Source organism: Thermomonas sp. (assembly GCF_025993755.1).
In the GTDB taxonomy this organism is placed as follows: domain Bacteria; phylum Pseudomonadota; class Gammaproteobacteria; order Xanthomonadales; family Xanthomonadaceae; genus Thermomonas.
The window spans coordinates 47,969-68,518 of sequence record NZ_JAMQHN010000019.1; the positions used below are offsets into that span (position 1 = coordinate 47,969).

A 20,550-nucleotide genomic window follows, 5' to 3' on the forward strand; every position below is an offset into this window, starting at 1 on the left:
TAGTCTGACTGCTCCAGCGCAAACGCCCACACTCCGGCCCATGAGCACGACGTCCCCCGCCGTCGAAACCCTGCTGCGCGGCCTGCGCCTTGGCTATCGGCTGCCGCTGTTGCTGCTGCATCTGCTGATCGGTCTGCCGATCACCCTGGTTCTGATCGCGCTGGGTCGCGGCGGACGGCTGTCGCACGCCGCCATCCGCTTCTGGGCGGGCGGGCTGACTCGGGTGTTCGGCCTGCGGGTGCGGCGCGAAGGAACGCCGCTTCCGGGCGGGATCCTGTTCGTCGCCAACCACGTCAGCTGGATGGACATCGTGGTGCTGCATTCGCAGCGGATGATGGGCTTCATCGCCAAATCCGAGATTCGCGGCTGGCCGCTGATCGGCTGGCTGGCGGCGCAGGGCGAAAGCATTTTCCTGCAGCGCGGCAATGGCGATTCGCTGGGGCAGGTCGTGGCCGAGATGGCGCAGCGGCTGCGCGCCGGTCGCGCGATTGGCGTGTTTCCGGAAGGCGGCACCCGCAGCGGCAAGGGCGAGATCGTGTTTCACGCCCGCATCTTCGCGGCGGCGGTGGAGGCGCAGGCGACGGTGCAGCCGGTGGCGGTGGCGTACGGGCCGAAGGCCAGCGCGCAGGCGGTGATGGCGTTTGCGCCACGCGAGCGCTTTCTCGGCAATTTCTTCCGCGTGCTCGGCGAACCGGCGCGCACGGTGCGGGTGGGTTTCCTCGAACCGATCCCGCCGGAGCAATTCGATGGCCGGCGGGGGATCGCCGACATGGCGCAGGCGCGGGTCAGCGCGGCGATGACGGCGGACTGAGGCTGCGCTTTGGTCGGCGCCGCCGGGCGTGTACGCTTCGCGTTGCAGCGATTCGACAGCACCTTCGGAGCACGCCATGCAGATCCACAGCCACAGCTTCCAGCACCGCCAACCGATTCCGCCCGAGTTCGCCCTCGGCGCCAGGGACGGCAAGGACGGGCTGGGCGGCAACCACAACCCGCACTTGTCCTGGGACGGGGTGCCGGATGGCACGCGCTCGTTCGCCCTGCTGTGCATCGACACCGACGCCCCCACCGACGGCGCGCTGGTGGCCGACGCGTCCACCCCGATTCCGGTGGCGCATCCGCGCGGCGATTTCGTGCACTGGGCGGTGGCCAACATCCCGGCTGCCGTGCGCGAGATTGCCGCCGGCAGCTGCAGCGACGGGCTGACCGTCCATGGCAAGCCTGCGGGCAAGGATGCCGGCGGGGAGCGCGGCCTGAACGACTACACCGGCTGGTTTGCCGGCGATGCCGCGATGGCCGGCCAGTACCACGGCTACGACGGCCCCTACCCGCCGCCGCACGACCTGCGCGTGCACCGCTACTTCTTCCGCCTGTTCGCGCTCGACTGCGATCGGCTGCCGCTGCCGGAGGCGTTCACCGCCGCCGACGTCCTACGCGCCATGCACGGCCACGTGCTGGACGAGGCCAGCCTGTACGGCACCTACAGCCTGAACGGCTGAGGCGCGGCCAGCCGCGTCGGCTACAGGATGTAGCGGCTCAGATCCGGGTCCTGCGCCAGCTCGCCCAAGTGGGCATCGACGTAGGCGCGATCGATGACCACGCTGCCGCCCTTGTCGGGGGCGTCGAAGCTCAGCGATTCCAGCAGCCGCTCCAGCACCGTGTGCAGGCGGCGCGCGCCGATGTTTTCCTGGCGTTCGTTGACGTGTGCGGCGATTTCGGCGAGGCGGTCGATGGCCTCGGGCGCAAACGCCAGTGTCACGCCTTCGGTCTGCATCAACTCGACGTACTGTTTGGTCAGTGCGGCCTTGGGTTCGGTGAGGATGCGCACGAAGTCGTCCTTGCCCAACGCACCCAGTTCCACCCGGATCGGGAAGCGGCCCTGCATCTCCGGGATCAGGTCACTGGGCTTGGCGAGGTGGAACGCGCCGGAGGCAATGAACAGGATGTGGTCGGTCTTCACCGCGCCGTATTTGGTGCTCACGGTGCTGCCTTCCACCAGCGGCAGCAGGTCGCGCTGCACGCCTTCGCGGCTGACATCCGCGCCCATGCCCTCGCTGCGCTTGGCGACCTTGTCGATCTCGTCGATGAAGACGATGCCGTGCTGCTCGCAGGCCTCGATCGCGGCCTCGCGCACGTCGTCCTCGTTGACCAGTCTGGCCGCCTCCTCTTCGACCAGCAGCGGGCGTGCGGCGCGGATGGTCATCGTCTTGCGGTGGGTCTTGCTGCCCGAGAGCTGCGAGAACATCTGCCGCAGCTGCTGGCCCATTTCCTCCATGCCCGGCGGCGCCATGATGTCGACGCCGACGTTCATCGCGAAGTCCAGCTCGATCTCGCGCTCGTCCAGCTCGCCGGCGCGCAGCTGCTTGCGCAGCTTCTGCCGGGTCGCCGATTCCTGCGAGGGCGGTTCGGCGGCGATGTCGATGGTGGTGGTGCTTGCCGGGTTGAAGCCGAAACCGGTCGGCGCCTCGCGGCGCGGCAGCAGGGCGTCGAGGATGCGCTCTTCGGCGCGCTCCTCGGCCTGGGTGCGCACCTTGGCCTTGGCTTGGCCGCGATAGAGCTTGACGGCGGTATCGGCGAGGTCGCGGATGATCTGCTCGACGTCCTTGCCGACATAGCCGACCTCGGTGAAGCGGGTCGCCTCCACCTTCACGAACGGTGCGTTGGCCAGCGTCGCCAGCCGGCGCGCGATCTCGGTCTTGCCGACGCCGGTGGGGCCGATCATCAGGATGTTCTTCGGCATCACCTCGTTGCGCAGTTCGGGCGCAAGCTGCGCGCGCCGCCAGCGGTTGCGCAGGGCGATGGCGACGGCGCGCTTGGCGGCCTGCTGGCCGACGATGTGGCGGTCGAGCTCGGCAACGATCTCGCGCGGGGTCATGGTGGAGGAGTCGGTCATGGTCTGGTTCCTTGGCGGTGCCGCACCGGGGGCAGACCGATCAAGTCGCTCCCCGATACTCGCTTTGTTGATCGGTCTGTCCCCGGCACGGCGCCTGCGGGATTACAGCGTCTCGACCACGATGTTGCGGTTGGTGTAGATGCAGATGTCGCCGGCGATCTTCAGCGACTCGACGGCGATGGTGCGGGCGTCGAGTTCGCTGTGGGACAGCAGCGCGCGTGCGGCGGACAGTGCGTACATGCCGCCGGAACCAATCGCGATCAGGCCATCCTCCGGCTCGATCACGTCGCCGGTGCCGGAGATCACCAGCGAGGTGTCGGCGTCGGCGACGGCGAGCAGGGCTTCGAGCTTGCCGAAGCGGCGCTCGGTGCGCCAATCCTTGGCCATCTCCACCGCTGCGCGGGCGAGCTGGCCGTGCTTTTCGAGCTTGGCCTCGAACAGCTCGAACAGGGTGAACGCATCGGCTGCGGCACCGGCGAAGCCGGCCAGCACGCGACCGTCCTTGCCGAGCCGGCGCACCTTGCGGGCGTTGGCCTTCATCACCGTGTGGCCCAGCGTCACCTGGCCGTCGCCGGCGATCACCACCTGGCCGCTGCGGCGCACCGAACAGATGGTGGTGGCGTGGAAGACGTTGGGGTTCTGGCTGGGGTCCATCGGAATCTCCGTTGAATCTCCGATGTGGGGATGCGCTGCGGGATGTTCAAGCCGACACCCGCCGAGCCCATTGCGCTCCGCTCAGCGCCTGCGCTTCGCGCGCGGGTGGGCGGCGTCGTAGACCTTGGCCAGGTGCTGGAAATCCAGATGCGTGTAGATCTGGGTGGTGGCGATGTCGGCGTGGCCCAGCAGTTCCTGCACGCCGCGCAGGTCGCCGGAGGATTCCAGCACGTGGCTGGCGAAGCTGTGCCGCAGAAGGTGCGGGTGGATGCGCTTGAGCACGCCCTGGCGCAGCGCGAGCTGCTTGAAGCGCAGCTGGATCGCGCGCGCGCTGATCGGCTTGCCGGCGCGGCCGGGGAACACGAAGGCCGCGGCGTCCGCGCCGGATTCCTGCCGCCAGTCCTGCAGGGCGCGCCGCGCGTGCGAGCCCACCGGCACGATCCGCTGCTTGCTGCCCTTGCCGAGGACGCTGACCAGCCCCTGCTCGAAATCCAGGTCGCGCCAGCGCAGCGCACAGACTTCCGAGACGCGCAGACCGGAGGAATAGAACAGCTCCAGCATGGCGTGGTCGCGCCGGCCCAGCGGGGCGTCGGCGGCCACTTCGACCAGCTGCGACGCTTCGTCCACGTCGAGCACCTGCGGCAGCTTGCGCGGCGCCTTCGGCGCGCGCACGCCGTCGGTGGGGAGCGCCTGGATCAAACCCTGCTTGAGCAGCCAGCGGTACAGGCTGCGGCAGGCCGACAGGCGACGCTGCAGGGATTTGGGCGATAGCCCGCGCCGATGCTCGCGGGCGATGAAGGCGCGGATGTCGTCGCTGTGCAAATCCAGCAGATCGCGCTCCTGCGCGAAGTCGGCGAGTGCGGACAGATCGCGCCGGTAGGCATCCAGCGTGTGGGTGGAGTTCTGCCGCTCCACCGCAAGATGGTCGAGGAAGGCAACGACGTGCGACATGCGGCCTATCCTGCCACCGATCGTCCTCGGCTACTTCCCGTCGTACCGCTGCAGCGCCGCACGCAGGGAATCGCCCATCATCTGCAGGAACAGCGTGCCCATGCCGGGGAAGAATCGGTTGCCGTCGAAGCTGCCCACCGCGACCAGTCCGGTGCCGGCCAGGCTCAGCAGCGCCGAGCTTTGCACCTCTTCGGCACGCATGCCGTACAGCAGCGCGTTCTTGTCGGGGTGCAGCCGGCCGCAGACTGGCTCGCCGCTGTCCAGCAGCGCGCGGAAGCCGGCCAAGCGCGGGCTGTCGGCGGGGACGTGCTGGTACCAGTCGGCATCCTCCAGCCCGGGAATCTCCCGGAAGCCGACGATGCGCACGAGATCGCCCTGGAAATCCTCGGTCAAGGTGGCGGCCATCGCGCGCAGGGTGTCGGCGGCGCTGGTCTGTTTCATCAGCGCCAGCGCGAGCTGGTGGGTGCGCACGGCCAGCCGTTCGTTGTCCTGCGCGTTGGCGGCCAGCGTGTGCAGGCGGCGGCCGAGTTCGCGGTTCTTCTCGCGCAGGATTTCCAGCTGGTAGCTGGCCAGCGAGGCGGCCTGCCCGTTCTCGCGCGGCAGCACCAGCGACTGCGCCAGGTCCGGGAACTGCAGCAGGAAATCCGGATGCCGGCGCAGCCAGGCCGCCACCTGGGAGGCGCCGAGTTTTTCGGTGCCGTCATCGTGAATCATGCTCAAGGCCACTCTCCCTCGAAGACGAAGGCGGCCGGGCCGCCCATGAAGATGGTTCCGGAATCGGGCGACTGCCGGACATGCAGTTGGCCGCCGGGCAGTTCGACCGCCACGCCGGCGATGGTATTCACACGGCCGCGCCGGGCCAGCACCGCCGCGGCCGCGCAGGCGCCGCTGCCGCAGGCCAGGGTCTCGCCGGCGCCGCGCTCGTACACGCGCAGGCGGATGCGGTCGGGCGCAAGCACCTGCGCGAAGCCGACGTTGCAGGATTCGGGGAATGCCGCGCTGCGCTGGAGCAGCGCGCCGATGCCCGCCACGTCGGCGGCATCGACGTCCTCGACTTCCAGAACCGCATGCGGGTTGCCTATCGAGACCGCGCCGAAGCGCAGGGGGCGTCCGTCGACGTCGAGCGTGTATTCGTCCCGGGCGCGGCCGAGGCCGGCCAGCGGAATCTCGGGCGGTTCGAACCGCGGCACGCCCATATCGATGACGAAACCGCCTTCCGCTGCGCGTGCCACCGGATGCAGGCCGGCCGGACTTTCGATGCTGAAGTCCCCGGCGGCCGGCGCGCTGCCGTCGCGCACCAGCCAGGCCGCGATGCAGCGCGCGCCGTTCCCGCACTGGCCGGAAGGCGAACCGTCGGCGTTCCAGATGCGGTAGGACGCCACCGATGCGGCGCTGCGCGCAGGTTCGATTGTCAGGATCTGGTCGCAGCCAACGCCGAAGTGGCGGTCGGCGATCTGCGCGCACAGCGCCGGCGTAGGCGCAGGCGCGCCGTGGCGCAGGTCCAGCACGACGAAATCGTTGCCGGCGCCGTGCATCTTGGAAAAACGCATGGCCGGCTCAGGGCTGCGAATCGGGTGGGACGTCCGCCGCGGGCGCGGGTGCCGGCGCGGTCGCCGCATCGGGTTTGTCCGGCATCACCAGCGGCCCCTTGTTGCCGCAGGCGGAGAGCAGGACCAGCGCGAAGCCGGTCAGGACGATGCGATAAAAGACGCGTTTGCTCATGCCGGAAGTGTACCCGCGTCCCGCGCTTACGTCGCCCTCAGGACGCCGGTTCCGGCCGCAGCCACAGCCAGACCGCCGTCATGGCCATGATCGTTCCGGCGATGGCGGGCACCCACCACAGCGGCGAGAACACCAGCATTCCGACGAAGGAGGCGGCCATCATCGCCGTCGCCAGCCATTTCGAGCCGCGACGGACGGTGCCGTCGCGCTCCCATTCGATGATGGCCCGACCGAACTTCGGATGCGCCAGCAGCCAGCCGCGCAGCCGTTTCGAGCCTTTCGAGGCGGCGAACGCCGAGACCAGGATGAAGGGCACCGTGGGCATGATCGGCAGGAAGGCGCCGATGATGCCGAGGATCAGGCTGGTCCAGGCCAGCAATGCCCAGAGGTGACGGGTCATTTATTCCGAAACGCCAAGCTGCCACAGCAGGAACGCGTACATCTCGGCCTGCTCGCGGTAGCGGCGGAAGCGGCCGGACTTGCCGCCGTGGCCGGCGTCCATGTTGGTGCGGAATACCACCGGCGCGGTGCCGGTATTGAGGTCGCGCAGGCGCGCCACGTACTTGGCCGGTTCCCAGTACTGCACCTGCGAGTCCCACAGCCCGGTGCCGATGTACATCGCCGGATAGGTGGTGGCGTGCAGGTTGTCGTAGGGCGAATAGGACAGCATGTAGTCGTAGAACGCGCGCTGCTCCGGGTTGCCCCACTCGTCGTATTCGTTGGTGGTCAGCGGGATGGTCGGGTCCAGCATCGTCGTCACGACATCGACGAACGGCACCTGCGACAGGAGTACCCGGAACTTGTCCGGCGCCATGTTCGCCACCGCGCCCATCAGCAGCCCGCCGGCGCTGCCGCCGTGCGCGGCGACGCGATCCGGCGCGGCATAGCCTGCACCAACCAGAAAATCACGGACGTCGATGAAGTCGGTGAAGGTGTTGATCTTCTTCCGCAGCTTGCCGTCCTCGTACCAGCGCCGGCCCATCTCCTGTCCGCCGCGGATGTGGGCGATGGCATAGACCACGCCGCGGTCGAGCAGGCTCAGCGTGCTGATCGAAAATCCGGGGTCCATCGACAGCCCGTAGCTGCCGTAGCCATACAGCAGCAGCGGGGCGCGGCCGTTCTTTTCGAAGCCTCTGCGGTAGACCAGCGAAACCGGAATCCGGGTGCCGTCGCGCGCCGTTGCCCACAGGCGTTCGGTCGCGTAGTGGTCCGGGCGGAAGTCGCCCAGCACCGGCTGCTGTTTGAGCTGGCGGCGCTCGCCGGTGCGCGTGTTCCATTCGTAGACCGTGGCCGGCGTGGTCATCGAGGTGTAGCCGTAGCGCAGCCACTCGGTGCCGGGCTCGCTGTTGACGTCCAGCCCCATCGAATAGGCCGGCTCGTCGGCGTGGACGTGCTGCTCGCTGCCGTCGGCGCGCAGCAGGCGCACGCGCTCCAGCCCGCCGGAGCGCTCCGCGATCGCGGTGAAGGTGTCGAACAGTTCGAAATCCTCGATCAGCACGTCGTCGCGATGGCCCACCCATTCCCGCCAGTCGCTGCGCGTGGTCGCCGCGTCTGCGGCGGTCATCAGCTTGAAGTTGGTGGCGCCGTCGGCATTGGTGCGGATCACCCAGCGTCCGCCGAAATGGTCGGCGCCGTATTCGACGTCACGTTCGCGCACGGCCAGCACCTTGAATTCGCGCGGATCGGCGGCGGGCGCGTAGCGTCGTTCGTCGGACACCGTGCTGCTCATGGCGATGACGATGTAGCGCTCGTCGCGGGTGCGGTCGATGGACAGGTAGAAGTTGTCGTCCGGCTCCTCGTAGACGACGGGATCGTCCTTCGGGTCGGTGCCGAGCACGTGCTTTTTCACCCGCACGGTCAGCAGGGTTTCCGGATCGTTTTCGATGTAGAACAGGGTGCGGCTGTCGTCGGCCCAGACCAGATCATCGGAGACGCCGGGGATCGTTTCCGGGAAATCGGCGCCGGTGGCGAGATCGCGAAAGCGGATCGTGTATTGGCGGCGGCCGGTGTCGTCCTCGGCCCAGGCCAGGATCGCGTTGTCCGGCGAAACCTCGAAACCGCCGACGCTGCAGTAGTCCTTGCCGGCGGCAAGCCGGTTGACGTCCAGCAGCACCTGTTCGCCCGCGAAATCGCCCCGGTCGTTGGCCTGCAGGATTGACAATGCATCCACGTCCGGGCCGTCCTTGCGGCGGGCGTGGACCGGGTAATCCTTGCCGGTCTCGAAACGCGCGTAGTACCACCAGCCGCGCTCGCGGAACGGCACGCTGGCGTCATCCTGGCGGATGCGCGCCACGATTTCGTCGTAGAGGGCGTCCTGCAGCGGCTTGAGCGGCGCCAGCACGGCATCGGCATAGGCGTTTTCCGCCTGCAGGTAGCCGATCACCTCGGGGTTCTGGCGGCTGTCGTCGCGCAGCCAGTAGTACGGATCCGTGCGCTCGGCGCCGTGCGGCGCGCGCATCACGTGCGGGCGCTGGGCAGCGTTGGGCGGCAAGGGATTTGCGGGAAATGTCATCGGGCGGTCAACGTGGCAGAACAACACCCGAGATGGCGGCGATATCCATGGATTGCAATGCGCCGAGGCGGGACATGTCCTCTGCGAATATGGTGGCTTACGGTCGGATAAGGCGTCTCAGCCCTGGGGTGCCGCGATGACCCGTACGGCGGGGTTGACGGCCACTGGAACGATGCCCGCGTTGGCGGCGGCCTGACATTCGGCGGAGGCACGTGCCTCCTCCTGCAACTGCTCGTGGAAGCCAGCTGCGGAATTGCCGGCGAGCTTGAAGACCACATGAAAACGCATCTGGGATGACACCGGCCTTCCGGCAACGATTTCCGGATCAAAGTGGACGTTATGCAGCCATTGCTTCAGGTCCGGTTCGAACAACCGTGCCCGTGAAATGGCCAGCGGCTTTCCATCCTTGTGGAATGCCGCGTTTTCGAAGCGGCTGGAACGCACGTTGCCGTGGTCATCAAACTCCGCAACCACGTCCATCTCGGCTTCCACCCTGCCGATCATGGCGCTCACGGGATACCTGGGCCAAGGGGCGAAAGAGGATTTTCCCTGGAGCCGCGGCCCGTTTCCGCCGAAATTTGCTGCCAGCCGGAAGGCACCGTTTTCCGGCACCGCGCAGGCATTGACCCAGATGTAGGTCGTGGCTGGCTGCGGTTCGCCGGCCAAGGTGGCCGATTGGTACTGCCAGCTGCGCACGCGCTGCTCGATGAACGTCCGCACTTCGGCGGGCAGATCCTCCGGCATTACGACCCGTACCGGCTGGCCGGCGGCATCCACGTCGACCTGAACATTGGTCTGGAAGCGCACGACGTCCGTTGCCATACCCGCCTGTGCCCATCCGCCCAATAGCATCATCGAAAGGGCTGCCGCCATCGCATGTTTCATCCGATCGCTCCAATTTCCGGGAACGCGAGGATACCAGCCGTACGCCAGTGGTTTGCGGGATGCTTGAAGGCTGCAGGCTTCATTTTGCCAGCTTCCGCCACAGGAAGGTGTAGGCCAGCGCGCTCATGTGCGCGGCCTGGGCGTTGTCGGCCGCGCCGCCGTGGCCGCCTTCGGTGTTCTCGTAATAGCGCACGTCCTTTCCGGCGGCTTCCATCTTCGCCATCATCTTGCGCGCGTGCGCCGGGTGGACGCGGTCGTCCTTGGTCGAGGTCAGGAACAGCGTCGGCGGGTAGGCCTTGGCCGGATCGAACAGGTGGTAGGGCGAGAAGGTCCGGATGAAATTCCAGTCGTCGGTATCCGGGTTGCCGTATTCGGCCATCCACGAGGCGCCGGCCAGCAGGTGGCTGTAGCGCTTCATGTCCAGCAGCGGCACCTGCACCACGATGGCGCCGAATTTTTCCGGGTACTGGGTGAGCATGTTGCCCATCAGCAGCCCGCCGTTGCTGCCGCCCATCGCGCCCAGGTGCTGCGGCGAAGTGATTTTGCGCGCGACCAGGTCGTCGGCGATCGCGGCGAAGTCCTCGTAGGCCTTGTGGCGGTTGGCCTGCAGCGCGGCCTGGTGCCAGCGCGGGCCGTATTCGCCGCCGCCGCGGATGTTGGCCAGCACGTAGACGCCGCCCTTCTCCAGCCAGCCCTTGCCGATCGCGCCGCTGTAGGCCGGCGTCATCGAGATTTCGAAGCCGCCGTAGCCGTACAGCAACGTTGGCGCGGTGCCGTCGTAGGCCAGGTTCTTCGGGCGCACCAGGAAGTAGGGCACGCGGGTGCCGTCCTTCGATGTGGTGAAGTGCTGCTCGATCACGTCCTTCGAACCGTCGAAGAACGCCGGGTTGGACTTGAGCACCTCGGGGGCCTGGCCGATTTCGGCCAGCGACAGCGTGGTGGGGGTCAGGAAATCGGTGACGGTCATCCAGACCGCATTGCTCTCGTCGGGATCCACCGCGGAGACGCCCACGGTTCCGATGGCGGGCGCGCCGACAAAGGCTGAGCGCGTCCAGCCGTCCTTCCCCGGGGTCAGCACGGACAGGCGGTTCTTCACGTCCTCCATGACGTTCAGGACCAGATGGTCCTTGGTCATCGCGTAGCCGGCGAGCGAGGTCCGCTCGGTGGGCGTGAACAGCACGGTGATCTCGCGCTTGCCGGCCATGAAGTCGTCGAGCCTGGCGACCAGCAGGGAACCTGCGGGATAGGTGGTGCCGCCGACCGTCCAATCCTCGCGCGGTTCGAGGAACAGCCACTGGCGATATGGTTTCTTCTGCATCGAGTTCGGCACGTCGATCTTCGCCAGCGTGCCGTCAGGCCGCCGCAGGTACAGCTCGTCGTTGTAGAACGCCAGCGTGCGCGCCACCCAGTCGCGCTCGTAGCCCGGCGTCGGGTCGTGGCTGGCGGCGATGTACATGTCCTCCGGCCTGCCCTCGTACACCACTTTTGCCTCGGCCAGCGGCGAGCCGCGCTTCCATTCCTTGACGATGCGCGGGTAGCCCGAAGCGGTCAGCGAGCCGGGGCCGAAATCGGTGTAGACATAGACCGTGTTGTCGTCGATCCAGCCGAGGCCGCCCTTGGCCTCCGGACGGAAGAAGCCATTCGCCACGAACTGCTTGGTCGTCAGGTCGAACTCGCGCGTCACATCGGCGTCGGAACCGCCGGGCGACAGCGCGATCAGGCAGCGCTGGTATTTCGGTCGCAGGCAGTCGGCGCCGTGCCAGACCCACTGGGTGCCCTCGGCGGCGTTGAGCGCATCGAGGTCGAGCACGGTTTCCCAGCGCGGCTCGGGCTTGCGGTATTCCTCCAGCGTGGTGCGGCGCCAGACGCCGCGCGCGTGCTGCGCGTCCTTCCAGAAGTTGTAGTAGAAGTCGCCGATCTTCTCGACGCCGGGGATCTTGGCGTCGGAGTCCAGGATGGCGCGGATCTGCGCTTCCAGCGCCTTGAAGTCCGGCGTGCTGGCGATCTCGGCTTCGGTGCGCGCGTTTCGGGCGCGCACCCAGTCCAGCGAGCGTGCGCCTTCGACGTCTTCCAGCCAGGCGTAAGGATCGGCGTTGGGCGCCGTCTGCGCGACGACGGAACCTGCGATGGCAAGACCTGCGATCAGGCAGGCGCTGGACAGTTGGGACATGGCGGACTCCGTCGCAAAAACATCAAACGCGAACGCTAGCACGCGGGGACCGAACCGCGGATGTCCCGAAGGTCGGGATTCCAGATGAGTGGGGTCAGGCGCGTTTGACGTTGGGCTGCGACGCTGCGCCGCGCCGCGCGCGCCAGCGCCTTGCCTGCACGCCGCGGCGTCGCGGCAAGGCCAGCGCAAGCTCGGGCCTCGGCAGGCGCAGCAGGCTCAGCCAGGCCGCCAGCGGCATGCCGACCAGCCACAGCGGCAGCCAGCCCAGCAGCGCGCTGCTGTCGCGCGCGGCCGGAATCAGCAGTACGGCCAGTGCGCCGAGGAACACGAGTTGGCGCAGGCAAGCTTCAAGGTCGCGGTGGGTCATGGCGGCGGCTCCGGTGGATGAGGTGGAACCACCTTGCCGCGCCGCCGTCTCAAGGTCTGCGACGCATTGCTCGTCCAACAGTCGATGGACGTGAATCCAGCCGCAAGCGAGGGTCGCGGGCCGCAAGGCACCCTCCCGCAGCCACGGGATTTCAATGCGGCACGGGCCGCCTAACATGACGCCCACTGGGACGAGAATCGGAGCATCGACGATGAGGTACAAGGTAGTGCTAGCATCACTCATGACCCTGTGCAGCTCGGTGCAGGGGCAGTCGGCACCGCAGATCGGTCGTCAATTCGACCTGCTCTGCCAGCCTTACGTCACCGGGTCGGCCAAGGCTGCTCAACTCGCCTCGAGGGCGAGACTCTTCGGTTACAACAACCGGCGTGAAGATGTCTCCTCGAATGCGGGCGGAGAAAATACGATCTTGCACAACGCGGACGATTCCGCTTCCGTCAGCTTTGGTGCCGTGGGCGGCAGGCCGATCTGCAGGATTCTGTTGACGGCATCCGCAAACGCACTCCACGCGGACGTCAAGGCGTGGGCGCAAGCCCACCAACTGAAGTTGAAGGAAGGGGGCGCCGGGGAGGAGGAAACGGTGTACGCAAGTGGCGCTCTGAAAGTCTACGTAATGGAAATGGCGCCCGAGCAGTTTGTCGTCGAAATGTCCTTGCCGCGAACACCCTGAAACGAAGGCCCGCCGGTCAGGAACTGGACCAACGTAGCCCACGCCACAGCGTGATCTTCCCGCGAGGGCAGGGGGTGCTCTTGTGAATCAGAGGCAAGCCCCGCCAGACGTGTGCAGCCCTGTCATTTGCAGGGATGGAGCACAGGATGAAACTTGTCACGCTGCTTGTTGCTGCCGTTCTTTCCACTTCCACGGCGGCCGAGGATCAGCGCATCCCGCCCACGAATCCGGCTTTGCAATACATCGGAAACGAAATGAGTGGCGAGGCGGTGTTTCTTGAAGCAACCACGTTCGGTCGCTATCAGGATCACGGATTTGCCTGGATGCTTGTCATGTATCCAGATGAATTGAAGCCAACCTGGATTCGGGAAATCATGGACTGCATGACGGGTGTGATCACGGATGACTACATCGTCTGGCTCGACCCCACCACGCTCCAAGCATTTGGCCAAAGCGACCAGGGATTCCCCATGCAGGCCCGGACGCGGCGTCCTGCAGGACCCAACTCCATCGACCAGAAAATGGTCCGTGCCGCCTGCTCCGGCAAGCCGCTGAACATGGGTGAGCCTCTCTATGGTGTCCAGGCCGCGGTTGATTGGGTTGCATCCCATCTTCGACGATGAGTCTCCGTTGCAGCGTGCTGGTTGTCTTTCGCCGGCGTCGTTGCAACGCACCCGACCATCCTTCCTTCCAAACCGGCCTCGTTGCGTCACGGAAGATGACGGACAGGGCGTGCCGACCATGTCGCCTGCGCCATGCGGGTCGGCTTCACTCGCGGAATGGCCTCGTCAAACCCGGCCTCAGAACCCCGCCGCGTCGAGCGCCTTTTCCGCCTCGCGGCGGCCGATCTCGATCAGCTCGGCGGCGCGCCAGAATTCGTAGAACTGGCAGGCGTCGCGCGGGATGCGGATCAGCAACTCCGGCGGCTCCAGCGCCAGCTGCACGCGGGCAATGCGCTCCTGCATGGTATCCAGCGCGCGCGACATCACCGCCATCATGCCGAAATGATGCGCGGGAACGGCATCCTCCTCCTCGTCATCGCCGCCGAAATGGCGCTCCACCCAGCGGCCGATGAGGCCGGGCGCGGACTTGCCGTCCTCGGCCTCCAGCTCGCGCACCGGATCGTCGGCCTGCGCCTGCGGCCGCGAGTGGATGTCGACGGCGACGACGCGGTGCGGACCGGTGAGCCGGGTGGCGGTGATCGGCAGCGGCGCCAGCAGACCGCCGTCGACCAGCTCGAGGTCGCCGATCACCATCGGGGTGAAGATGCCCGGAATGGCGAACGAGGCGCGCAGCGCGTCCCACAGGTCGCCGCGGCGCAGCCAGACCTCGCGCTGGTGGAGGATGTCGACGGCGACCGCGGTGAAGTCGATCGGCAGGTCCTCGATCCGCGGCGAACCGATCACCTCGCGCAGCGTCTTCACCAGCCGGTTGCCGGTGAACATCGCCGGGCGACCGAAGCCGGGGTCGAGCAGGCGCAGCATCTGGGCGCGGGAGGTGGTCAGCATCCAGTGCGTCAGGACTTCCAGCATGCCGGCCGCGCAGGCGCCGCCGACCAGCGCGCCGCAGGAGGTGCCGGCGATGGCCTTGATCTGCAGGCCGCGCTCCTGCAGCACCTCGATCACGCCGATCTGCGCCAGCCCGCGCGCGCCGCCGGCGCCCAGCGCCAGCACGACTTCGGGTGATTGACCGGGCGCGGTCGTGTCCGTCATGGGGCGTCTTCGTAATTGCCGATCGCCAGCTGCAGCAGCGTGCGCAGCTGCAGGCGCAGCGCCTTGGGCTCGACCAGTTCGGCATCGGCACCGTAGTGCAGCACGTCCATCAGCAGCTCGCGCGGGATCGAATAGGGGACTTTGAGTTCGTAGCGTCCGTCGGGCAGGAAATGGCCCTGCTGCTGCGAATGCCAGTGCTCCTCGGCCACCCAGCGCGCGGCCTTGGCGGAAAAGCGAATGGTCGCCCAGCCCTTGGGCGTGCCGGAGAAAATGCCGTAGCTGGAGGCAAGATGGGCGTTGAGCTCGGCAGCGTCGAGGTCGCGCGCCGGGGCATCGAGAGGCTTGGGCGCAGTGATCCGGTCCACCGAGAAACTGCGCAGCGCATCGCGGTCGTCGTCCCAGGCGTCGAGGTACCAGTTGTCCCGGTAATGCGTCAGCCGCTGCGGGCTGACCGTGCGCCGAGTGTCCGAGTCGGTGGTGCGGGCGCGGTAATCGAAGCTGAGCTTGTGACGTTCCAGCACCGCCGAGGCGACCAGCCGGAACACGTGCTCGTCGAGCCGGCGGGTGCGGTGCGGGATGACCCGGATCCGCTCCAGCGGCCAGCGCTTGCCGCCCGAGTGTTCGTCGAGCAACTTGTCGATGCGCTGCTGCAGCGGCGCCAGCACTTCCGAGAGCATGCCGCCGCCGCTGCGTGCCAGCAATTGCTGGGCGGCGACCAGCGCGTGCAGTTCTTCCGAACTGAGCCACAGTCCCGGCAGTTCGAAGCGTTCGGCCTCGGTCCGGTCGTAGCTGAAGCCGGCGTCGCCGTCGCCGACGACCGGCGCCATCAGGCCGTCGCGCAGGAAGGCAAGGTCGCGATACACCGTGGCGCGCGAGCAGTTCAATTCGTCCTGCAGGCGGGCAACCGTCACCGGCCGGCGCGCGGCCTGGAGCGTGCGGTGCAACGCGATAATGCGCTCATAACGGTCCATCGTGCGATTATGCGTCAGCGGCAGGGGGCTGTGGCGAGGCCGGCGCGCCCGCCGACCGTTGAAGTGGCGCCATCCCGGCGGCACCAACGCAGCCGTTCGGATCGGGGACCCGCAGACCACATGCAATGGCAGGCTTGGGCAACGCTCGCGATCATCGCCGCGGCAGTGGTGGCGTTCGCGAGCGAGAAAATCCGCATCGACATGGTGGCGCTGGTGGTGCTGGCGCTGCTGGTGGCGCTGGGGATCATCAACATCGACGAGGCGCTCAGCGGGTTCTCCAACGAAGCCACGGTGACGGTGGCGGCGATGTTCGCGCTCAGCCTGGGCATCGAGCGCTCCGGCGCGCTGGAACCGCTGGGGGAGATGCTTTCGCGCATCCGCAAGCCCTGGTTGCTCACCCTGGCCTTGATGGTGGCGATCGCGCCGATGGGCGCGTTCGTGAAGAACATCGCGCTGGTGGCCACCTTCCTGCCGTTGGCGCTGCGGGTCTGCTCACGATCGGGCACCTCGCCGGCGCAGGTGCTGATGCCGATGGCGTTCGCCGCGCAGATGGGCGGGGTGTGCACCCTGATCGGCACATCGTCCAACCTGCTGACCAACAGCCTGGCGCAGAAAAACGGGCTGGCGGGCTTCGGCGTGTTCGAGTTCACCAAGCTGGGCGCCATCCTGGCGGTGGTGGGCATTGCCTACCTTATGCTGGTCGGGCGCCGGTTGCTGCCAAAGCGGGCGGATAGCCTGCTGGGCGCGGACGGCGACGATGAAAGCATCGGGAAATACGTCACGGAATTGCGCGTCACCGCCGCTTCCCCGCTGCGCGGCACCACGATCGCCGAGTCCAGGATCATCGAACTGCACGGGGTGTTCCCGCTGGAGCTGTTGCGCGGCAACGAAAAAATGTGGTCGCCGCGATTCCAGAAGCTGGAGCGCCACGACGTGCTGCTGGTGCGCGGGGACTGGGAGAAGATCGAGGCCTTCCGCCAGAACATGAAGCTGGAGTATCCGCGCGAGCCGCGCTACACCGGCCCGGACGATCGTCCGCACGTTCTCGTGGAGCTGATGATCGCGCCGGCCAGCGCCGCGGAGAGCCGCCATCTGTCCGACCTCGACCTGGGCTGGCGCTATGACGGCGGGGTGCTGGCCATCCATCGCCGCGGCCATTTCCTGCACGATTCGCTGGGCGATGTGGAACTGGCCGTGGGCGACGTCCTGCTGCTGCTGACCGAAGAGGACCGGCTGCCGGTGCTGCGGGCGGACGACCGCTTCATCGTGCTCGGCCAGCGCGCCAGTCGCCGGCGCCAGTCCTGGCGCAAGGCCTGGCTGGCGGTGGGCACCATGGTGGCGGTCGTCGTGGCCTCCGGCCTGCACTGGATGCCGATTCCCGCCGCGGCCATCTGCGGCGCGGTCGCAATGGCGGCCTTCGGCTGTTTCGGGCACAAGGACGTGTATGAGGCGATGGACTGGAAGATCATCGTCCTGCTTGGAGCGATCCTGCCGCTGGGGATCGCGATCGAAAAGACCGGGGTGGCGCACGAGGTGGTCACGGCGAGCATGCAGCTCCTCGGCGATCACGGCCCGCTGGCGGCCCTGCTTCTGGTGTACCTGCTGACCGCGCTGCTGACCGAGCTCATGGGCCACAATCCGTCGGTGGTGCTGATGGTGGGCATCGCCATCTCGGTGGCGCAGTCGGTGCACGCCGATCCGCGCCCGTTCGTCGTGGCAGTTGCATTCGCCGCCGCCACCTCGTTCGCGACGCCGGTCGGATATCCCACCAACACCATGGTCTATTACGCGGGCGGCTACCGCTTCACCGACTTCATGAAGGTGGGAATCCCCCTGATCGCGATCTTCTGCGCGATCTCGATGTGGTTGATCCCCCAGTTCTGGCCGTTCCATCCCTGAGGCAGCTCCGGTTTCAGGGGCGCAGTCCTGGACCGCAGGCGGCGACGCACACCCTGAAAACGGTCTAGAATCACGGTGTTTTCATCCGTTTGGCTGTCCGACCGATGTCGTTCGTCCTGATGCTGGCGCTGGTTGCGCCGCCGGCCTTCAACGCCTTGCCGCCCGAGCCGCTGCTGCAGCCGGAGCTGGTGCAGCGGCTGGTCGATCCGCCGCGCTGTCTGCAGGCCAGCTGCCTGAGCGGCGAATGGGCGGAAGACGCGCGGCCGAGGATTCCGGCCGGCCAACTGCGCGTCGATGGCAGCGCCCTGCCGGGCGGCGGCGGTCGGCTGCGGTTGCCGGAGGGGCGGCAGGATTGGGTCAAGGCGCAGGGCAGCAACGCGCGGGTGGGCCTGCAGTACGGCACCCGGAGGGGGAAGACCGGGCAGACCAGCGTGAGCCTGACGATGGAACCGGCCTACCGCCTGCAGGGCGGCGTCGATGACGGCATCGAAGGCACCGGGCCGGTACTGCGCGGGCAGATCGCGTGGAGCCATGCCCTGGGCGACCACGCCCAGGTCTCGCAAACCGCGCGTCTGGAGGCCGGCCAGGGACGCGCCTATCTGCGCAACAGCCTGTCCTTGAACTGGCAGCTGCACCCGCAGTGGTCGCTGGGTACGGGCGTGGACACCCGCCACGACAGTGCCGTTTCCTCGCGCAACCAGACCGACATGACGGTGAAGTTGCGTTATCTGTTCTGAAGCTGTACCTCAGGCTTCGATCAGCGCGCGTGCGCCTTGGGCAAGCAAGGCCTCGGCCACGACGATCCCCAGCGCTTCCGGTTCGCGGGCGGGGCCGTCGGCCTGCGCCCGCACGCAGTGGCCGTCGGCCACCGAGCCAACCAGGCCCTGAAGGCGCAAGGCCTCGCCGGCCAGCGTCGCCAGCGCCGCGACGGGCACGTGGCAGCTCCCGTGCAGGTGCCGGTTCATCGCCCGTTCCGCCTCCACGCAGCTGCGGGTGGGCGCGTGGTCCAGCGTCGCGCACAGGGCGCGGGTTTGCGCGTCGTCGGCGCGACATTCGATCGCGATCGCGCCCTGCGCCGGCGCCGGGAGCCATCCGGGTGCGTCCAGTCGCGCGCGGATGCGCGTTTCGAAACCGAGCCGCTGCAATCCGGCACAAGCCAGCACGATGGCGTCGTAGTCGCCGGCATCGAGCTTGGCCAGCCGGGTGTTGACGTTGCCGCGCAGATCGCGGATCTCGAGATCGGGACGCCACGCGCGCAGCTGCGCCTGTCGCCGCAGCGACGAGGTGCCGACGCGGGAGCCTGGCGGCAGCGCAGCGAGGGTGTTGAAATGGTTGCTGACGAAGGCATCGGCGGCATCGCCGCGCACCAGAATCGCCGGCAACGCAAACCCCGGCTCCAGCTCCATCGGCACATCCTTGAGCGAATGCACGGCGCAGTCGGCCTCGCCGCGCTGCATCGCAAGCTCAAGCTCCTTCATGAACAGGCCCTTGCCGCCGATGGCCGCCAGCGAGCGGTCGAGGATTTCATCGCCGCGCGTGCTCAGCGGCACCAGTTCGACCTGCAACCCCGGGTGTGCAACGCGCAGACGGTCGGCCACGTGTTCGGTCTGCCACAAGGCGAGTTGGCTTTTGCGGGTGGCGATGCGCAGCGTGGTCATGCCGGCATTATCGCTTGCCTTGCATGAAGACGGCTGGGCACATGGCGATGGCGCAACCGCAAGGAAATCATTGCAGGAAGCACAGCGGCAACCGCAGTACCCCGAAGGCAGTCCATCCCGGCCTCAGTGAGTCGCCGCGCAGACTCCGCGTCCGGCTGCGATGCGCGGCCGCGCGCATCCATGGCGCGCTCGACCCCCTGAGGCCGGGATGGACTGCTGCGGGAGTTCTTGCGATGCGCAATGCGGCTTCAGTATGTCTGAGCCGTGCAGCGTCCCGAAGCCGGCAGGCCGTCATCGAAGACTACAAATGCTTCAGCATCTCGCGCAGCTGGGTCAGGCAGCGGCGGCTGATTTCCAAGGGCGTCGCGACATCGCGCAGCACCGCGTGCACCGTCCCTTCGGGCGAGCGCCGCAGTTCCATGATGTCCTCGCGCGCCACTAGGCAGTTGCGATGGATGCGCACGAAGCGATCCGGGAACTCCGTTTCCAGCGACTTCAGCGATTCCTCGATCAGGTCCTCGCCGCGCGCGTGGTGGACGACGACGTATTTCTCGTCGGCCTGGAGATAGCGGATGTCCTCGATCGGAATCAACCGCAGGCTGCCGCGCAGGCGCGCCGAGAGATGGGTTCTGGCGTTCGGCACCGGCGCCGCGCCGGCCCCGCGCTCGCGCCCGGCAAGATAGGTGCGGGCCTTGTCCAGCGCGGCCTTGAGGCGTTCGGCGCGCACCGGCTTGACGAGGTAGTCGATCGCCTGCGCCTCGAACGCCGACAGCGCGTGGGCGTCGTAGGCGGTGCAGAACACCACCGCCGGAGGAGGATCCAGCGCGGCCAGCCGGCGGGCGGTTTCCAGCCCGTCGATCCCGGGCATGGCGATGTCCAGCAGCACCAGATCGGCCGGGTCGTCCCCGCTGGCGTCCAGCGCCGCCACGCCGTCGCCCGCCTCGCCGACGACTTCGACGCCTTCCTGCGCATCCAGCAGGGCGCGCAGGCGCGCGCGCGCCAGCGGTTCGTCATCGACGATCAGGACGCGCAACGGCGCTGCATCCATCGCTTGGCCTCCCCGCCTTCGAAACGGCATCTGCCTGCGATGGTAGCCGGTGAAGGCGGTCACCGCACTGCGCTGGCATCACCCCATTGGCGCAGCAAAGCGTGCGCCGATCCAGTCGCCCAGTTGCGCGATCTCCTCGGCGCAGACCTGGTGCTGCATCGGGTAGTGCTGCCACTGCACCTGGAAGCCGAGCGCCTGCATGGCCTTGGCGCTGGCGTCGCCTGCGGCGATCGGTACCACCGGATCGAAGCTGCCGTGGGCCATGAACAGCGGCTGCGCGGTGGCGGCCGGCTGCAGCCGCTGCCTTGCGCGTTCTGGCGACAGCGGCAGGTAGGTGGACAGCGCGATCAGTCCGGCCAGCGGCTGCGCGCGGGCGATGCCGGCGGCCAGCGTCACCGCACCGCCCTGCGAGAAGCCGGCCAG

At 67.7% G+C, this 20,550-nt stretch carries 21 protein-coding genes and 1 pseudogene; 6 read left to right on the forward strand and 16 right to left on the reverse strand.

The genetic code is table 11. From position 1 onward, the window contains the following. Positions 1 to 40 precede the first annotated feature (40 nt). Together Q0X16_RS01350 and Q0X16_RS01355 are read left to right on the forward strand one after the other, a co-directional pair. On the forward strand, positions 41 to 811 hold the full coding sequence (locus Q0X16_RS01350; RefSeq protein ID WP_297829839.1) for a lysophospholipid acyltransferase family protein: 771 nt from the start codon (positions 41 to 43) through the stop codon (positions 809 to 811). Positions 812 to 887: 76 nt separating this feature from the next. Continuing rightward, on the forward strand, positions 888 to 1,496 hold the full coding sequence (locus Q0X16_RS01355) for a YbhB/YbcL family Raf kinase inhibitor-like protein (RefSeq protein WP_297829841.1): 609 nt from the start codon (positions 888 to 890) through the stop codon (positions 1,494 to 1,496). 20 nt (positions 1,497 to 1,516) lie between these two features. Here Q0X16_RS01355 and hslU read toward each other — a convergent pair whose 3' ends face one another. The 11 genes from hslU to Q0X16_RS01410 all read right to left on the reverse strand — a co-directional run bounded on the left by hslU (position 1,517) and on the right by Q0X16_RS01410 (position 12,151). Then, positions 1,517 to 2,890: an ATP-dependent protease ATPase subunit HslU gene (gene hslU / locus Q0X16_RS01360; protein ID WP_297829843.1), complete on the reverse strand. Its 1,374-nt coding sequence runs from the start codon at positions 2,888 to 2,890 to the stop codon at positions 1,517 to 1,519. A gap of 102 nt (positions 2,891 to 2,992) precedes the next feature. Beyond that, positions 2,993 to 3,544, reverse strand: a complete 552-nt coding sequence (gene hslV, locus Q0X16_RS01365; protein WP_297829845.1) for an ATP-dependent protease subunit HslV — start codon at positions 3,542 to 3,544, stop codon at positions 2,993 to 2,995. An 81-nt stretch (positions 3,545 to 3,625) separates the two neighbouring features. Then, a complete protein-coding gene (gene xerC / locus Q0X16_RS01370; RefSeq protein ID WP_297829847.1) occupies positions 3,626 to 4,495 on the reverse strand; it encodes a tyrosine recombinase XerC in 870 nt (289 codons plus the stop codon). Positions 4,496 to 4,525: 30 nt separating this feature from the next. Next, the gene (locus tag Q0X16_RS01375; protein ID WP_297829883.1) at positions 4,526 to 5,209 is read right to left on the reverse strand and encodes a DUF484 family protein; all 684 of its coding nucleotides are present in this window, start codon (positions 5,207 to 5,209) and stop codon (positions 4,526 to 4,528) included. Between the two features lie 2 nt (positions 5,210 to 5,211). After that, positions 5,212 to 6,045 carry a diaminopimelate epimerase gene (gene dapF, locus Q0X16_RS01380; RefSeq protein WP_297829849.1) on the reverse strand — a complete coding sequence of 278 codons (834 nt, stop codon included), beginning with the start codon at positions 6,043 to 6,045 and terminating at the stop codon, positions 5,212 to 5,214. 7 nt (positions 6,046 to 6,052) lie between these two features. Next, complete coding sequence (locus tag Q0X16_RS01385; protein ID WP_297829851.1) at positions 6,053 to 6,217, reverse strand: lipoprotein; 165 nt, start codon at positions 6,215 to 6,217, stop codon at positions 6,053 to 6,055. Between the two features lie 37 nt (positions 6,218 to 6,254). Next, positions 6,255 to 6,617 (reverse strand): YbaN family protein, encoded by a 363-nt coding sequence (locus Q0X16_RS01390; protein ID WP_297829853.1) that lies wholly within the window; start codon positions 6,615 to 6,617, stop codon positions 6,255 to 6,257. Beyond that, a complete protein-coding gene (locus tag Q0X16_RS01395; RefSeq protein ID WP_297829855.1) occupies positions 6,618 to 8,729 on the reverse strand; it encodes a S9 family peptidase in 2,112 nt (703 codons plus the stop codon). A 117-nt stretch (positions 8,730 to 8,846) separates the two neighbouring features. Next, the gene (locus Q0X16_RS01400) at positions 8,847 to 9,614 is read right to left on the reverse strand and encodes a hypothetical protein (protein WP_297829857.1); all 768 of its coding nucleotides are present in this window, start codon (positions 9,612 to 9,614) and stop codon (positions 8,847 to 8,849) included. Positions 9,615 to 9,693: 79 nt separating this feature from the next. Next, positions 9,694 to 11,784 carry a prolyl oligopeptidase family serine peptidase gene (locus tag Q0X16_RS01405; RefSeq protein WP_297829859.1) on the reverse strand — a complete coding sequence of 697 codons (2,091 nt, stop codon included), beginning with the start codon at positions 11,782 to 11,784 and terminating at the stop codon, positions 9,694 to 9,696. Positions 11,785 to 11,878: 94 nt separating this feature from the next. Further along, positions 11,879 to 12,151, reverse strand: a complete 273-nt coding sequence (locus Q0X16_RS01410) for a hypothetical protein (protein ID WP_297829861.1) — start codon at positions 12,149 to 12,151, stop codon at positions 11,879 to 11,881. A 211-nt stretch (positions 12,152 to 12,362) separates the two neighbouring features. Between Q0X16_RS01410 and Q0X16_RS01415 the strand changes: the two genes are divergently transcribed. Together Q0X16_RS01415 and Q0X16_RS01420 are read left to right on the forward strand one after the other, a co-directional pair. Further along, positions 12,363 to 12,839 carry a hypothetical protein gene (locus tag Q0X16_RS01415; RefSeq protein ID WP_297829862.1) on the forward strand — a complete coding sequence of 159 codons (477 nt, stop codon included), beginning with the start codon at positions 12,363 to 12,365 and terminating at the stop codon, positions 12,837 to 12,839. 146 nt (positions 12,840 to 12,985) lie between these two features. Continuing rightward, entirely contained in the window at positions 12,986 to 13,462 is a 477-nt protein-coding gene (locus tag Q0X16_RS01420; protein WP_297829864.1) for a hypothetical protein, read from the forward strand. A gap of 177 nt (positions 13,463 to 13,639) precedes the next feature. On the opposite strand, the gene Q0X16_RS01425 is transcribed toward Q0X16_RS01420, so the two are convergent. Both Q0X16_RS01425 and Q0X16_RS01430 read right to left on the reverse strand, forming a co-directional pair. Then, entirely contained in the window at positions 13,640 to 14,551 is a 912-nt protein-coding gene (locus Q0X16_RS01425; protein WP_297829866.1) for a patatin-like phospholipase family protein, read from the reverse strand. Then, a complete protein-coding gene (locus Q0X16_RS01430; protein WP_297829868.1) occupies positions 14,548 to 15,522 on the reverse strand; it encodes a YafY family protein in 975 nt (324 codons plus the stop codon). The genes Q0X16_RS01425 and Q0X16_RS01430 overlap by 4 nt, the downstream gene beginning before the upstream one ends. 120 nt (positions 15,523 to 15,642) lie before the next feature. Between Q0X16_RS01430 and Q0X16_RS01435 the strand changes: the two genes are divergently transcribed. Continuing rightward, positions 15,643 to 17,421, forward strand: a complete 1,779-nt coding sequence (locus tag Q0X16_RS01435; RefSeq protein WP_297829870.1) for an SLC13 family permease — start codon at positions 15,643 to 15,645, stop codon at positions 17,419 to 17,421. 104 nt (positions 17,422 to 17,525) lie between these two features. Beyond that, positions 17,526 to 18,158 (forward strand): DUF481 domain-containing protein, encoded by a 633-nt coding sequence (locus Q0X16_RS01440; RefSeq protein WP_297829872.1) that lies wholly within the window; start codon positions 17,526 to 17,528, stop codon positions 18,156 to 18,158. A gap of 9 nt (positions 18,159 to 18,167) precedes the next feature. Here Q0X16_RS01440 and hemC read toward each other — a convergent pair whose 3' ends face one another. The 3 genes and pseudogenes from hemC to Q0X16_RS01455 form a co-directional block, all read right to left on the reverse strand. Continuing rightward, the gene (gene hemC, locus Q0X16_RS01445) at positions 18,168 to 19,079 is read right to left on the reverse strand and encodes a hydroxymethylbilane synthase (protein ID WP_297829874.1); all 912 of its coding nucleotides are present in this window, start codon (positions 19,077 to 19,079) and stop codon (positions 18,168 to 18,170) included. A 301-nt stretch (positions 19,080 to 19,380) separates the two neighbouring features. Continuing rightward, complete coding sequence (locus tag Q0X16_RS01450) at positions 19,381 to 20,127, reverse strand: LytTR family DNA-binding domain-containing protein (RefSeq protein ID WP_297829876.1); 747 nt, start codon at positions 20,125 to 20,127, stop codon at positions 19,381 to 19,383. A 78-nt stretch (positions 20,128 to 20,205) separates the two neighbouring features. Further along, positions 20,206 to 20,550: pseudogene (locus Q0X16_RS01455) on the reverse strand (carboxylesterase); the annotation flags it as partial.